The following is a 13,279-nucleotide window of genomic DNA, read 5'->3' on the forward strand; positions in this document are numbered from 1 at the left end:
ACGCGATGTCCCCCAAGGGAGAACCGAGTTTCCGTCAGTCAGTGGACTTGATGTTCAACCGTGCTGCATCCCTGATGGACTTGCCGCCGGGTCTGGAGGAAAAGATCCGGGTTTGTAACGCCACCTACACGGTCCGCTTCGGGGTTCGCCTGCGTGGCGAGATCCGGACATTTACAGGCTATCGCTCGGTCCATTCAGAGCATTTCGAGCCTGCCAAGGGCGGCATCCGCTACGCCCCCAATGTGAACCAGGACGAGGTCGAGGCACTGGCCGCGCTGATGACCTACAAATGCGCTTTGGTAGAGGCGCCGTTCGGCGGGTCGAAGGGCGGGCTCTGCATTGATCCGCGCGACTACGAAGAGCACGAGCTGGAACAGATCACTCGCCGCTTTGCCTATGAGTTGATCAAGCGCGACATGATCAATCCGGCGCAGAACGTGCCCGCACCCGACATGGGCACCGGCGAACGGGAAATGGCGATCATCGCCGACCAATACGCCCGGATGCACACCACCGACATCAACGGCAAGGCCTGCGTCACCGGCAAACCGCCCCATGCGGGCGGCATCCGGGGCCGGGTCGAGGCGACCGGGCGCGGTGTGCAATATGCGCTGCAAGAATTCTTCCGCCATTCCGATGATGTGGCCAAGGCTGGCCTGTCCGGCTCGCTGGACGGCAAGAAGATCATCGTGCAGGGCCTTGGCAATGTGGGCTATCACGCCGCCAAATTCCTGTCGGAAGAAGATGGCGCCAAGATCGTCGGCATCATCGAACGCGATGGTGCCCTGCTAGATCCCGATGGCTTGGATGTAGAGGCGGTCAAGAACCATATCGCCCGCACTGGCGGCGTCGATATGTTCCCCGGCCCCCGCTACATCAAGGACGGCGTCAGGGCGTTGGAGGAAGAGTGCGACATCCTCATTCCCGCCGCGCTTGAGGGGGTGATCAATCTTCAGAACGCGGGGAATATCAAGGCCCCGCTGATCATCGAAGCCGCGAACGGCCCGATCACCGCAGGCGCGGACGAGATCCTGCGCAAGAGGGGCACGGTGATCATCCCAGACCTGTATGCCAATGCAGGCGGTGTGACCGTGTCCTACTTCGAATGGGTCAAGAACCTGTCCCACATCCGTTTTGGCCGGATGCAACGCCGCCAGGAAGAAGCGCGCCACCAGTTGATCGTAAACGAACTGGAACGCCTGTCGGCAGACACCGGGATCGGGTGGCAACTGACACCGAACTTCAAGGAGAAATACCTCAGAGGCGCGGATGAGTTGGAACTGGTGCGCTCAGGTCTCGATGACACGATGCGCGCGGCCTATCAGTCGATGCGGGAGGTCTGGCACACCCGCAACGACGTAACCGACCTGCGCACGGCCGGGTTCATGGTTGCCATCGGACGCGTGGCGTCCAGCTACCGGGCCAAAGGTCTGTAATACGGCGAAGCGCGGGGGGCGCTACAGCTCTCCGCGCTTTTGTGCTATGCGGATCGAGATCAGATCCGCCACCGCCTTGGACTGCGCGCGCGAGGTCACCCCACCAATCATCACCGTTCGCCCGCGCCGCCACCAAAGTCCCGGCGCATAAACCGATGACATCCGTTCCTTCAGCGCCAAGCGGAACCCGGCAGCCGGTTTGAAGGCGAAAAAGCCGCGATCCACCTTTTCGATATTGTCGATCCGCGCAATCAACCGCCCGCCCTTTTCGCGCAGTTCTTCGCGCGTCAGTTCCAGCACGACGGACGACGCCTGCCACAGGGTCCGGGACAGCCAGATGCTTCCTGCACCGATGATCAACAGCAGTGCGACGAAGCCAAGGTCACTGGGCGGGTGATTGGCCGCAATCCAGATCAGAAGCGCCCCCAAAATCCCGAGCGACCCCGTCGCAAAAACCCGGCGTGGGCCATTCGGCGTAATGCGTTCCAGAACTTCGTTGGTATCGGTCATGCGGCTCTCCAATCCGTTCGCTGGCTTAGAGCATGGCGCGTTGAAAATGGCCAGATCGCAATGGCCATCCCAGGTTGGACCGGACAACATCCCGGGCGCTCTGCAGGGCTGCACATCATCCGTTTGGGGACCAGCAATTGCCCACCCCCCTACCCCGCCCTATCTTGTGGTCGAACTGGAGTAGGAGAGCCCCATGTCCATCAGACCTGTTGCCGAAGCCCGGCGCGCCCAACCCACAATGGAAGGCGCAGGTGTCAAGCTGCACCGCGCCTTCGGCTTTCAAGACCCGAGCGAACTGGACCCGTTCCTGTTGTTCGACGACTTCCGTGGAGAGACCCCAAGCGACTACATGCGCGGCTTTCCATGGCATCCGCATCGCGGGATTGAAACGATCACTTACGTTCTGGCCGGAACCGTGGAACATGGCGATAGCCTGGGAAACACGGGCAAGCTTCGGGCAGGCGACGTGCAGTGGATGACGGCGGGCTCGGGCATCCTGCATCAGGAAATGCCCTTCGGGAATGCCAAAGGCCAGATGCATGGGTTCCAGCTGTGGGGCAATCTGCCCTCATCGCTGAAGATGACCGCCCCGCGGTACCAGGACGTGCAGGGCAAAGAGATCCCGGAGATCATTGACGATGATGGCACGCAGGTGAAAGTCATCGTGGGTGAGTTCTGGGGCAAACGCAGCCCCGTGGACGGCATCGCCGCCGATCCGCAATATTTGGATGTCTACGTGCCTGCCGGGGTGAAAAAGACCTTCAAGATCGACACCTATCGCCGCGCCTTCGCATATGTCTTCGAAGGGGCAGCAGCCTTTGCCGATGCCTCTCAGCCAGAGGGCGTGTTGCTGGAAAAAGAGGTGATGGGCCAAGAGGTCAACATGCGTGACCTGTCGGGCAACCGGACGCTGATCCGCTTTGGCACTGGTGACGAGGTAACGGTGCAGGCCGGGCCAGAGGGCGTTCGGTTCCTGCTGATCTCTGGTGCCCCGATCGAGGAACCCGTCGCCTGGCACGGCCCGATCGTAATGAACACCCAGGCTGAAATTCAACAAGCGATGCGAGATCTGAGGAACGGCACCTTCCTCAAGCCGCAGCACTGATCTGAGTAGCGAAATCAAGGCCCCGGACCAGTCCCGGGGCCTTTCTTGTGTTACACGACGGCAATCAGCAAGGCCGGTGCCGCCATCATGCCGCCAATGATCAACACAAGCGACAATCCCAATCCCTTGAACATGAGAATTCCCTTTCTGGTCCATTTAGGTTCACGCAATGAGCCAGATAGGACCGACCGAAAGGCTTTCGATGCGGCAGCCGGACGCAGGTGAAACGGATGTCGCGCATACCTGCCTTCGCCGTTTATCCATGGCAATGCGGGTCGAGGAGGGCCTCCCTTGAAGGGGAGGCTTGACGAGGCGCGCCCCCTATGGCGATGGCCGCCGCAGGCTGGCCAGCGCAATCGCTCAGACGTAGCCGCGCCAGGCAAGAATGCCAATGACGAGGGCAATCACCACGGCAAGGCGAAACGCCAGATCGGCGAACAGATACGCCCTCGCGCGGGCTCGGGCGGCGGCGGGGTCAATCGTGGACAGATACCTTTCGATCCGGCGCGCGGCTTGGATCGGCCCGTCCCCATCGGTGACCCGCGCAAGCCGCGGATTCTGCGCCCGTTCGATTGCGTTCAGTATCACGTCCCCGTCCTGCCGCAGCCGCCGCGGCAGTTTCCGTCCTGCCCGACGCAGCGCCGCAGGCAGAGTATCTGCCCGCACCCCCAGTTTCTCGCGCATGAGCGCGGTCAGGCGGTCGGACAATCTGGCGAGTTCCTGTGGATCGGCGGCCATGGGATTCCCTCTTCGACGGCCAACATTAGCGGCCTCCGCCTCTCCACTCAACGGCTCTGGCCGGATCGGTCGGGATCGGATATTCCAGAGCCATGCTCGCGACCTATATCATCGGTGATCCCACCACCCGCCCCCCGCTCCTGATCGTGCATGGCCTTTTCGGCTCCGCACGCAACTGGAACGTCGTCGCCAAACGCCTGTCAGACGAACGGCAAGTGATCAGCGTCGACATGCGCAATCATGGGGATAGTGATTTTCAGCCGACGCATACATATCCCGATATGGCCGGTGATCTGGCGGAGGTGATCGCCGCGCATGGGGGCAAGGCGGATGTGCTTGGGCATTCGATGGGGGGCAAGGCCGCGATGATGCTGGCGCTGACGCGGCCCGAGATGGTGAACCGGCTCGTCGTGGCCGATATCGCGCCCGTTGCCTATGGCCACAGCCAGAGCCACCTGATCGACGCCATGCGCGCGGTGGATCTGTCGCGGGTCGAGACGCGGCGCGATGCGGACGACCAGCTGAGCGCGGCAGTGCCCGAAGCCGGGGTCCGCGCTTTTCTGCTGCAATCTCTGGATATTAAGGGCAAGCGCTGGCGGCTCAACCACGACGTTCTGGACCGCGACATGGGCAAGGCGACGGGCTGGCCGGAGGCCGTTGAGGGCCGGTTCGACGGGCCGGTTTTCATGCTGTCGGGGGCAGAGTCCGACTATGTGCGCCCTGACCATCGGGCGGCGATCAAAGGCTATTTCCCGAAGGCGCGTTTTGCAAAAATTCCCGGCGCGGGGCACTGGCTCCATGCCGACAAACCGCGCGAATTCGAGGCAGCGGTGCGGGCGTTCCTGAACAGATAACCCTCAGAGATTGCGCGTTTTTCCGGAAACCACATGGCCCTGTACGAGCGCGACAGAGACGTCGCCGCCGATTAGGCCGCCGTCAGACTTGGTTTTGATAGGGACAAGCAGTTTCGCATGGAGGATTCCGATCCTTGATCCCCGCTCCTGAAGCAATGTGCGCACGCGAAGTATCACTGCGCTGCCTTGACTCAAATCATTCCCGGATCCTCCGCCAACAACGATGATCGGCGACGAGGAGGAGTTACGATGATTACACTTGATGACATCATGGACATGACCGAGCTCAGCCATGAAGAGATCGCCTCCATTGCGGAACACGAGGCGTTGCCTCCCCTCAATGCGGCTGCATTGGCAGACCGGTTGATGCATATGCATCACGGGCCGCAGAGGGTTCAGCAGATGATCTGCGAGGATATTCGCGCCGCCCTGCACCGCGATGATCTCAACCACGCGCGCGAATTGTTCGTCGTTTTACACCACTTCCTGAAGGATCACCCCGAGGCTGCTCATGGGGCACAGCCCTGAATCGGGTGCCTCACGTCCACATATAGGGGAAATTGCCACAGTCCCCCCCTGATTTTGGGTCGACCCCGAGATATGGTTGATCCTGTGAAATGTCCTGTGTTAGCTGGCGGCACAGGTGCTTTAGACGCGGTAATGCATCCACTGACGTGGCGGGGTTTGCGGGTGATGGCCTGCGAACCCCGTTTTCGTTTCAGACGTGAAAACAGAAAGAAGGCGCCAGGTGCTTAGACGCGGTCTTCGCATCGTGCCTTGCGGCACAGCCTGACGCCTTCCATAGTCCGTTGCTTTCCCGAAGGTCCACCCGGTCCCTGTGCGTTGGATCAAGGATCCTCCGCTTGCTTCCACCCCGAAGGGTTTCAGCACCCGGCGCGTCCCAAGACACGACCGGAAAACCACCTCTCTGCCCGAAGGCTTTAAGCTGGTCCGCACCGACCCGAACATCTCAGCCCTCCAAGATCCACCCGAAGGTATCACCCGAATTTCCGCTGCGATCCCAGACGGTTACCTGCATTCCGGATCCATAAGGCCGTCCTGCTGCACCCGTCCCTGGGGGCCTTTGCGTCCCGCTCCGGTTCCGAAGAACCCTTGCGATGGATTAACTGTCGGACAAGGGCGGCGGTGGCTCAAGAAAATAGCACTGCAGCATGGATATTTCTTGTGGACAGCTTGTGGGAAGACTTGGGGACAACCGGGGGATGGGGGCGGAAAAGCGCAAGTTTTCGGCAGGGTTGCGGGCGATGTGCCGGTGCCATCAGACACGGGGGCCGTTTCTGCGCCTGCGAGGGTGATTTTCTGCGCTGCTACGGGGGACCGACCCGCGACTCACCCGCTGAGAACAGGCGCGCGCGCCATGCGGACACCGCCTGTACACCCCCCCGTTTACCCCTCGCGCAGACGAAATCACCGCCCCTGCATCGCGCGGGCGATGTAGATTGCGATTGGGAAGGCCAGCAGAAAGCCCGCAACGACGGCCCCAATGATCGGCAAGACCCCAGCCCACCCCGCCACCAGAAGGATGACAAGGAACACGCCCGCGAGGGTGGCGCCGATGAAGAGGTGGAGGAGGAGGAGAAGATAGGACATGGGGGATGTCCTAGCCGGTGGGGCGGCGGGGGGCTTTGATTTGGGTCAGGGTGGGTGATGTACTCTGAAGCCGCTCTCCGAAAACACTACCCCCTCGCCAGAACCGTCGGATACGAAATTAAGAAGGTTCACCCTAAGATGACTAGAGTCTAAAATGGGATCTCTCTTTTTGACTCAAGCAAGCGTAGGGTGGGCAGTTTGCCCACCACCAAGGCGCACGAAGGTGGGCAAAACTGCCCACCCTACGTGAGGCCAATCCGCCTCAACTATCCATCTTCAACGCATTGATAAACGCCGATTGCGGGATCTCAACCTTCCCGAACTGCCGCATCTTCTTCTTACCCGCTTTCTGCTTGTCCAGCAGCTTGCGCTTCCGGGTCGCGTCGCCGCCGTAGCATTTGGCGGTCACGTCCTTGCGCATGGCCGACAGCGTCTCGCGGGCAATCACGCGGCCCCCGATGGCGGCCTGGATCGGGATCTTGAACATGTGGCGGGGAATGAGCTCTTTCAGCTTCTCGCACATGGCGCGGCCGCGCATTTCGGCCCGGTCGCGGTGGACCATCATCGAGAGCGCATCGACCGGTTCCTCGTTCACCAGCACCGACATCTTGACCAGGTGGTCCTGCCGGTAGCCCTCCATCTGGTAGTCAAAGGACGCATAGCCCTTGGTCACCGATTTCAGCCGGTCGTAGAAGTCGAAGACGACCTCATTCAGCGGCAGGTCATAGACCACCATCGCACGGGAGCCCGCATAGGTCAGGTCAAGCTGGATGCCGCGCCGGTCCTGACAGAGCTTCAGCACGTCGCCGAGATACTCATCGGGGACAAGGATGGTCGCCTTGATCCGCGGTTCCTCGATATGGTCGACATAGGTCAGGTCGGGCATGTCGGCGGGGTTGTGAAGCTCCTGCACCGTGCCGTCCTTCATGTGGACATGGTAGACCACGGAGGGCGCGGTGGTGATCAGCTCGATATCGTATTCGCGTTCGATGCGGTCGCGGATGACTTCGAGGTGCAGCAGGCCGAGGAAGCCGCAGCGGAAGCCGAAGCCGAGGGCCGCCGAGGTTTCCATCTCGAAGCTGAAAGAGGCGTCGTTCAGGGCCAGTTTCTCAATCGCGTCGCGCAGGTCCTCGAATTCGGCGCTGTCGACGGGGAAGAGGCCGCAGAAAACCACGGGCTGCGCAGGTTTGAAGCCCGGCAGCGCCTTGTCGGTGCCGCCCTTTTCATGGGTGATGGTGTCGCCCACACGGGTGTCACGCACCTGTTTGATCGAGGCGGTGAGGAAGCCGATCTCACCCGGCCCCAATTCGCCGATATCCTGCATCTTGGGGCGGAAGACGCCGAGCCGGTCGACGGGATAGCGGCCGCCGGTCTTCATCATCTTGATGCGGTCGCCCTTCTTTATCACCCCGTCGATGATGCGGATGATGACGACGACGCCGAGGTAGCTGTCGTAATAGCTGTCGACGAGCATCGCCTTGAGGGGCGCATTGCGGTCGCCCTTGGGGGCCGGCAGGCGGGTGACGATGGCCTCCAGCACATCGGGAATGCCGACACCCGTTTTGGCAGAGATCAGGACGGCGTCAGAGGCGTCAATGCCGATCACGTCCTCGATCTGCTCGGCCACGCGTTCGGGTTCGGCGGCGGGCAGGTCAACCTTGTTCAGGACCGGCACGATCTCATGATCCGCGTCGATGGCCTGGTAGACATTGGCGAGCGTCTGCGCCTCCACCCCCTGGCTTGCATCGACGACCAGCAGCGAGCCCTCCACGGCCTGCATCGAGCGGCTGACCTCATAGGCGAAGTCCACATGGCCGGGCGTGTCGATCAGGTTCAGGACATAGGTCTTGCCGTCCTTGGCCGGGTACTCGATGCGGACGGTGTTCGCCTTGATGGTGATCCCGCGCTCGCGCTCGATATCCATGCTGTCCAAGAGCTGCGCCTGCATATCGCGTTCGGCCACCGTCCCTGTCAGCTGGATCAGCCGGTCGGCAAGGGTGGATTTACCGTGGTCGATATGCGCCACGATGGAGAAATTGCGGATGAGATCAAGGTCGGTCATGATGGTGGGATATGAGCGGGATTTTGGGTTTGGTCAATGGGGTCCGTAGGGCAGTCGTGATGTCTGTGACCGGCAGGTGTCAGGGTTGCGGTTCCTTGCGAACATAGGTGGTTTTGCCAAGACAGACAGAGCGTCCTCCCTTCAGCGCGAAATCGCGGCAAAGCTGCCGCACCATCGCCCCCGCGAGCGCCGTAGATGGCGATTAGATGCCCAACTAACGCGGCAACACCCCCGATCCTCCGCCGATCATGACCCCGCCTGCGATCAGCGCGGGCATTCGGCCCGGTCTGTGCTAGCGTGTGGCTGGACCCCTCATGAACTGGACCCCGCCATGCCCCCGATCCTGACCTTCCCCATCAGCGAGATCTATGTTCCGGCAAAGCGGGCCAAAACGCTGGACCCTGAGAAGGTGCAGGCGCTGGCCGAGGATATTCTGGAGAACGGCCAGAAGGTGCCGATCCGCCTGCGCGAGGGCAAGGGGCGCTATGTGTTGCAGGAAGGTCTGCACCGGCTGGAGGCGCTGCGGGCCTTGGGGGAAGACAGCATTCAGGGCTATCTGACCCGCGCACGGTTGCATTAGGGGCGCAGATCTCGATCCACCATCGCGCGCAGTGAAAAGCTGGTGCGGGTGGAGCGGATGCCGGGGACGCTCATCAGGTTGTGCTCCAGAAAGCTGTCGAAGCTGCGCAGATCGCGGGCGGCGATTTTCAGCAGAATGTCGCGGCTGCCGGTCATCAGGTGACATTCCAGCACTTCGGGGAAGCGGCGGATGGCGCGCTCGAACCCTTCCAGCGCGTCGCGGCTCTGGCGTTCCAGTTCGGCGAAGACGAAGACGGTGATGGGGTAGCCCAGTTTTTCCGGGCTGACCTTGGCGGCATAGCCGGTGATGATGCCCTCCGCCTCCATCCGCGCCATACGGCGGGCGCAAGGGGTGGGGGACAGGCCGACACGTTCGGCCAGATCGGTGACCGGCAGGCGGCCATCGCGTTGCAGGGTGGTCAGAATCTTGCGGTCGAGATCGTCCATCCGCGTGAATCCTTCGAATCAGAGGGGAATGACAGAGAATATCACCAATGGTTGCGGCGTTGGAACGGATATTTGGCGTCTATCACCCTTGCCCTGACGATATTCTCCACTGCAAAGAGGAGGACACCCATGCAGATCACGACCCTGCCCACGCCAAGCCATGAAGAAGTATTGCGCGTTTCCGACGATGCAACGGGGCTTGTGGGTTTTATTGCCATCCACTCCACCCAGTTGGGCCCGGCTGCGGGCGGCCTGAGGATGAAGCCCTATGCCAGCGAGGAAGCGGCACTGACCGATGCGCTGCGACTAAGCCACGGGATGACCTTCAAGAACGCCGCAGCGGGGCTGCCCTTGGGTGGCGGCAAGGCGGTCATCATGGGCGATCCCTTGGTGCTGAAATCCGAGGCGCTGCTGGCGGGTTTCGCCGGGGCCATCGCGGCGCTGAAAGGGCGGTACTGGACAGCGGAAGACATGGGGATGAGCCCCGAGGACATGGCGGTGATTGCACGCGGGACTGAGTTCGTGGCCGGCCTGCCGGATGGGGAGTTCGCCAGCGGCGACCCTTCGCCCATCACCGCGCGCGGTATCTTCAACGCCATTCGTTGCGTGAGCCGGCACCGGTTTGGCAGCACCGATCTGACCGGACGCAAAGTTGCGGTTCAAGGGTTGGGGCATGTGGGCTGGTATCTGGCCGAGATGCTGCACGATGCGGGGGCGGTCCTGATCGTCACCGACATTGACCCGGCACGCTGTGACCGGGCGGCAGAGCGCTTTGGCGCAGCGATTGCCCCAGTGGATCAGATCTTGCAGGCGGAGGCCGATATCCTCGCCCCTTGCGCGATTGGCGGCATCCTCAACGCCGAGACCATTCCTGAGCTGCGGGTGCAGGCCGTTGCGGGCGGGGCAAACAACCAGCTTGCGACCCCAGCCGATGGCGACGCCCTGCACAAGCGCGGCATCCTTTATGCGCCAGATTACGTGGCCAATGCGGGCGGCATCGTGAATGTAGCAACTGAGATCCTGAAGATCCGGGATCGGGACGGTTTCGTTGCTGACAAGCTGGCAGAGGCAGAGGCCACGATGGACGCGATCCTGAGCCAAGCCACCGCGCGTGGGCTGGCACCGCATAAGGTGGCGGATGATATCGTGCTGTCCCGAATGCAGCAGCGCCCCGCCGCCTGACCCGCCATTTTCCGCCCATTTTCCCCGGATCACGCCCTCGCAGATTGCACTGTGGGGGCGTTTTCGGCACAGTGCCATGCAGATGAGGGGATCAACCCCTTGCATGGGGAAAACGAGGCAGTGGGATGACCAAGACATTCTCGGCATTTCTTATCACCTTCCTTCTGACCGGCGGGCCGCTAAACGCGAACCCGGTGGAACGGGCCTGCATGTCATCGGGAAGGACGGCGGCAAATCCGTCGCTCTGCGCCTGTATCGGCAGCGCCGCACGGATCACGCTCAATTTCGGGGAACAGCGCCGGGCGGCGCGGCTCTTTGACGACCCGGACGAGGCGGAAGAGCTGCGCATGTCGGACAACAGCCGCGACGAGGCGTTCTGGGATCGGTACCGAGCCTTCGGGGATACCGCAGAACAGATGTGCGGCTGAGATCAGACGAGCTTTTCGGCCCAGGCCCCTGCGGCCTTTTCGATAAGCGTCAGCACCCCGTCAAAATCCCTTGTGTAGTAGGGATCAGGGACATCGCGCGGGGCATCTGCAAGCGCAGAGAGGTAGAGTGACAGCTCTGCCGTGGCATCAGTGGGCCGGATCGCCTGAAGATCTTCCAGATTGCTGCTGTCCATCGCAAGGATCAGATCGAAGCGATAGAAATCATCGGTCGTGACCTGCCGGGCGCGTTGCGCGGACAGGTCGTAGCCCCGTTCCCGCGCTGCCGCCTGCATCGGGCCGTAGGGCGGCTTTCCAACATGCCAGCCGGCGGTTCCGGCACTGTCTATGCGTGCTCCCGGCAGGGCCGCACGCAAGAGTGCTTCGCCCGTCGGTGAGCGGCAGATATTGCCGAGACAGACACAGAGGATAGACTTGGACATGGGTGCTCCTACCTGGGTGCCCCTTGGTGCCATGACGGGGGTTGAAATGGAACGCATAGTTGTCCTGACCGGGGCGGGGATTTCGGCGGAAAGCGGGCTTGGCACCTTTCGCGACAAGGACGGGCTTTGGACGCGCTATGACCTGAACGAGGTCGCGACACCCGAGGGCTTCGCCCGCAATCCCCGGCTGGTGCATGATTTCTACAATGCCCGCCGCGCCAATGCGCTGGATGCCAGCCCGAATGCTGCCCATCAAGCGCTCGCCCGGTTGGAACGTGATTGGGCGGGTGAGGTGCTGATCGTAACCCAGAACGTCGATGATCTGCATGAGAGCGCGGGCAGCCGGAACGTCCTGCACATGCATGGGGCTCTGCCGGGGGCGTTGTGCGCGGCCTGCGACCATCGCTGGCCTGCGCCCCGCGTGATGGACCCGAACGCCCCCTGCCCCAACTGCTCCGCGCCGCGCACCCGGCCCGATATCGTGTGGTTCGGAGAGATCCCCTATCACATGGACCAGATCGCCGAGGCGCTGTGGCAGGCGGATCTGTTTGTCTCCATCGGCACCTCGGGCGAGGTCTATCCCGCCGCCGGTTTCGTGCAGGAGGCGCAGGCCGCAGGGGCTGAGACGCTGGAGATCAACCTGGAACCGTCGCGCGTTCCGGGGCTGTTCGACCGGGTGATCGCAGGGCCAGCCACCGAGGCTGTGCCCGATTGGGTGACAGAGATGCTGGCGCCGTGATCCCTTCACAAGCCGGTGAGGCAGATTGATTGCATCATCATAATGGTGTATAATTTACACCTCCTGACTTGCAGAAAGGATCCACCATGTGCCGTCGCAGTTCCATCCTCGCCCTTTGTCTGCTGTTTGCCGCCCACAGCCCGGCGGCCCACGCTCAGCCCGGTCTGGAAAGCTATGACCTGACCCCCTATCGCGTCATCTCGGTGCATGACGACTGGCGTGTTCTGTGCACGCCCGTGGGCAGCGGCAGTTGGTCCTATCCACGCGATTGCGCCATTGAGGATCGCTACGGGTTGGTCGTTTTCGTCAATCCGTTCGGCTACTTCGCCTATACGCGCCGAGGGCATGTCCCAGGCGATGGAATGATGCGGGAGGGAGAGGGTTTCGGCGCCCAAGAGGTATTGCTGACCTATGCCGGCCCCGACACTTCGGCCGAGTTCATCTCGGAGACCACGGTCTTTCCAGACGGCGTTGCATACACGGTCAGTCTTGACGGATATGCCGAGGCGCAGGCCGCCGCGATTGCGCTGATGCAGTAGGGTAGCAATTGGGACGGCGCGCCGGATGGAACGTTCGGCGCGCCGCCAAGGGCCGCCATGGGAGGGACAGCACCGTTGCGGCCCTGTCCCGGGGCTTAGTCAGAGGCCGCGCCCATGTTGCCGTGGTTCATCTGGCCATGGCCCTGCATCTGCTGGCGCAGCGGGTTGCGTTCCAGATCGACCGGAACGGTGATCGTGACCTCGCCCGCCTGTTCGAAAACAAGCGTCAGTTCCAGCTCGTCGCCATGGGCCAGTTCGCGGGTCAGACCGAGGAACATGACATGATCGCCGCCGCGCGCTAATGCGTGGGTTTCTCCGGCTGGAAGGACAAAGCCCTCCTCAACATGCATCATCCGCATGACGCCATTGGCGTCTTCCTGGTGGGTGTGCAGTTCAACGCGTTCAGCAACGTCGGACCGGACATCGATCAGCCGGTCATCGGTATCGGTCTGGTTGATGATCTCCATGAAGGCCGCGCCAGATTGCGACGTCGCTGCCGAAGCGCGGGCATAGGGGTCCTGCACCATGATGCCGTCGGCAAAGGCTGGAAGGGCGAAAGACAGGGCAGCGGCGCCCGCGAGAAGGGTGGATTTGAACGACATCGGTCGT

Annotated in this window: 16 protein-coding genes; 9 read left to right on the forward strand and 7 right to left on the reverse strand. The window is 62.1% G+C overall.

Translation table 11 applies throughout. From position 1 onward, the window contains the following. Positions 1-5 precede the first annotated feature (5 nt). Positions 6-1,436: a Glu/Leu/Phe/Val family dehydrogenase gene (locus tag ACROHD_RS01265; protein WP_432675454.1), complete on the forward strand. Its 1,431-nt coding sequence runs from the start codon at positions 6-8 to the stop codon at positions 1,434-1,436. Between the two features lie 21 nt (positions 1,437-1,457). On the opposite strand, the gene ACROHD_RS01270 is transcribed toward ACROHD_RS01265, so the two are convergent. Then, a complete protein-coding gene (locus ACROHD_RS01270) occupies positions 1,458-1,946 on the reverse strand; it encodes a hypothetical protein (protein ID WP_432675455.1) in 489 nt (162 codons plus the stop codon). A gap of 193 nt (positions 1,947-2,139) precedes the next feature. Between ACROHD_RS01270 and ACROHD_RS01275 the strand changes: the two genes are divergently transcribed. Further along, positions 2,140-3,051, forward strand: coding sequence for a pirin family protein (locus tag ACROHD_RS01275; RefSeq protein ID WP_432675456.1), 912 nt, complete (start codon positions 2,140-2,142; stop codon positions 3,049-3,051). 360 nt (positions 3,052-3,411) lie between these two features. Here the strand turns inward: ACROHD_RS01275 and ACROHD_RS01280 are convergent, their stop codons facing one another. Further along, positions 3,412-3,789 carry a hypothetical protein gene (locus ACROHD_RS01280; protein ID WP_432675457.1) on the reverse strand — a complete coding sequence of 126 codons (378 nt, stop codon included), beginning with the start codon at positions 3,787-3,789 and terminating at the stop codon, positions 3,412-3,414. Between the two features lie 92 nt (positions 3,790-3,881). On the opposite strand from ACROHD_RS01280, the gene ACROHD_RS01285 reads away from it, so the two are divergent. Next, positions 3,882-4,643 carry an alpha/beta fold hydrolase gene (locus ACROHD_RS01285; RefSeq protein WP_432675458.1) on the forward strand — a complete coding sequence of 254 codons (762 nt, stop codon included), beginning with the start codon at positions 3,882-3,884 and terminating at the stop codon, positions 4,641-4,643. Between the two features lie 249 nt (positions 4,644-4,892). After that, the gene (locus ACROHD_RS01290; protein ID WP_432675459.1) at positions 4,893-5,171 is read left to right on the forward strand and encodes a hypothetical protein; all 279 of its coding nucleotides are present in this window, start codon (positions 4,893-4,895) and stop codon (positions 5,169-5,171) included. A 900-nt stretch (positions 5,172-6,071) separates the two neighbouring features. On the opposite strand, the gene ACROHD_RS01295 is transcribed toward ACROHD_RS01290, so the two are convergent. Together ACROHD_RS01295 and lepA are read right to left on the reverse strand one after the other, a co-directional pair. Next, positions 6,072-6,254 (reverse strand): CTP synthetase, encoded by a 183-nt coding sequence (locus ACROHD_RS01295; RefSeq protein ID WP_432675460.1) that lies wholly within the window; start codon positions 6,252-6,254, stop codon positions 6,072-6,074. Between the two features lie 262 nt (positions 6,255-6,516). Further along, positions 6,517-8,316: a translation elongation factor 4 gene (gene lepA, locus ACROHD_RS01300; RefSeq protein WP_432675461.1), complete on the reverse strand. Its 1,800-nt coding sequence runs from the start codon at positions 8,314-8,316 to the stop codon at positions 6,517-6,519. 331 nt (positions 8,317-8,647) lie between these two features. On the opposite strand from lepA, the gene ACROHD_RS01305 reads away from it, so the two are divergent. Further along, the gene (locus ACROHD_RS01305) at positions 8,648-8,896 is read left to right on the forward strand and encodes a ParB N-terminal domain-containing protein (protein WP_432675463.1); all 249 of its coding nucleotides are present in this window, start codon (positions 8,648-8,650) and stop codon (positions 8,894-8,896) included. On the opposite strand, the gene ACROHD_RS01310 is transcribed toward ACROHD_RS01305, so the two are convergent. Then, the gene (locus tag ACROHD_RS01310; RefSeq protein WP_432675464.1) at positions 8,893-9,342 is read right to left on the reverse strand and encodes an Lrp/AsnC family transcriptional regulator; all 450 of its coding nucleotides are present in this window, start codon (positions 9,340-9,342) and stop codon (positions 8,893-8,895) included. The genes ACROHD_RS01305 and ACROHD_RS01310 overlap by 4 nt on opposite strands. Positions 9,343-9,471: 129 nt before the next feature. Between ACROHD_RS01310 and ACROHD_RS01315 the strand changes: the two genes are divergently transcribed. Both ACROHD_RS01315 and ACROHD_RS01320 read left to right on the forward strand, forming a co-directional pair. Next, positions 9,472-10,524 carry a Leu/Phe/Val dehydrogenase gene (locus ACROHD_RS01315; RefSeq protein WP_432675465.1) on the forward strand — a complete coding sequence of 351 codons (1,053 nt, stop codon included), beginning with the start codon at positions 9,472-9,474 and terminating at the stop codon, positions 10,522-10,524. A gap of 125 nt (positions 10,525-10,649) precedes the next feature. Continuing rightward, positions 10,650-10,952, forward strand: a complete 303-nt coding sequence (locus tag ACROHD_RS01320) for an arginine transporter (protein ID WP_432675466.1) — start codon at positions 10,650-10,652, stop codon at positions 10,950-10,952. A 2-nt stretch (positions 10,953-10,954) separates the two neighbouring features. Here the strand turns inward: ACROHD_RS01320 and ACROHD_RS01325 are convergent, their stop codons facing one another. After that, positions 10,955-11,392, reverse strand: a complete 438-nt coding sequence (locus ACROHD_RS01325) for a low molecular weight protein-tyrosine-phosphatase (RefSeq protein WP_432675467.1) — start codon at positions 11,390-11,392, stop codon at positions 10,955-10,957. A gap of 46 nt (positions 11,393-11,438) precedes the next feature. On the opposite strand from ACROHD_RS01325, the gene ACROHD_RS01330 reads away from it, so the two are divergent. Both ACROHD_RS01330 and ACROHD_RS01335 read left to right on the forward strand, forming a co-directional pair. After that, complete coding sequence (locus ACROHD_RS01330) at positions 11,439-12,131, forward strand: NAD-dependent deacylase (RefSeq protein WP_432675508.1); 693 nt, start codon at positions 11,439-11,441, stop codon at positions 12,129-12,131. An 86-nt stretch (positions 12,132-12,217) separates the two neighbouring features. Further along, positions 12,218-12,670 (forward strand): invasion associated locus B family protein, encoded by a 453-nt coding sequence (locus ACROHD_RS01335; protein WP_432675468.1) that lies wholly within the window; start codon positions 12,218-12,220, stop codon positions 12,668-12,670. A gap of 95 nt (positions 12,671-12,765) precedes the next feature. Here the strand turns inward: ACROHD_RS01335 and ACROHD_RS01340 are convergent, their stop codons facing one another. Beyond that, entirely contained in the window at positions 12,766-13,272 is a 507-nt protein-coding gene (locus tag ACROHD_RS01340; RefSeq protein WP_432675469.1) for a copper chaperone PCu(A)C, read from the reverse strand. Positions 13,273-13,279 lie beyond the last annotated feature (7 nt).

It is taken from the genome of Nioella aestuarii (genome assembly GCF_050896395.1).
GTDB lineage: Bacteria > Pseudomonadota > Alphaproteobacteria > Rhodobacterales > Rhodobacteraceae > Nioella > Nioella aestuarii.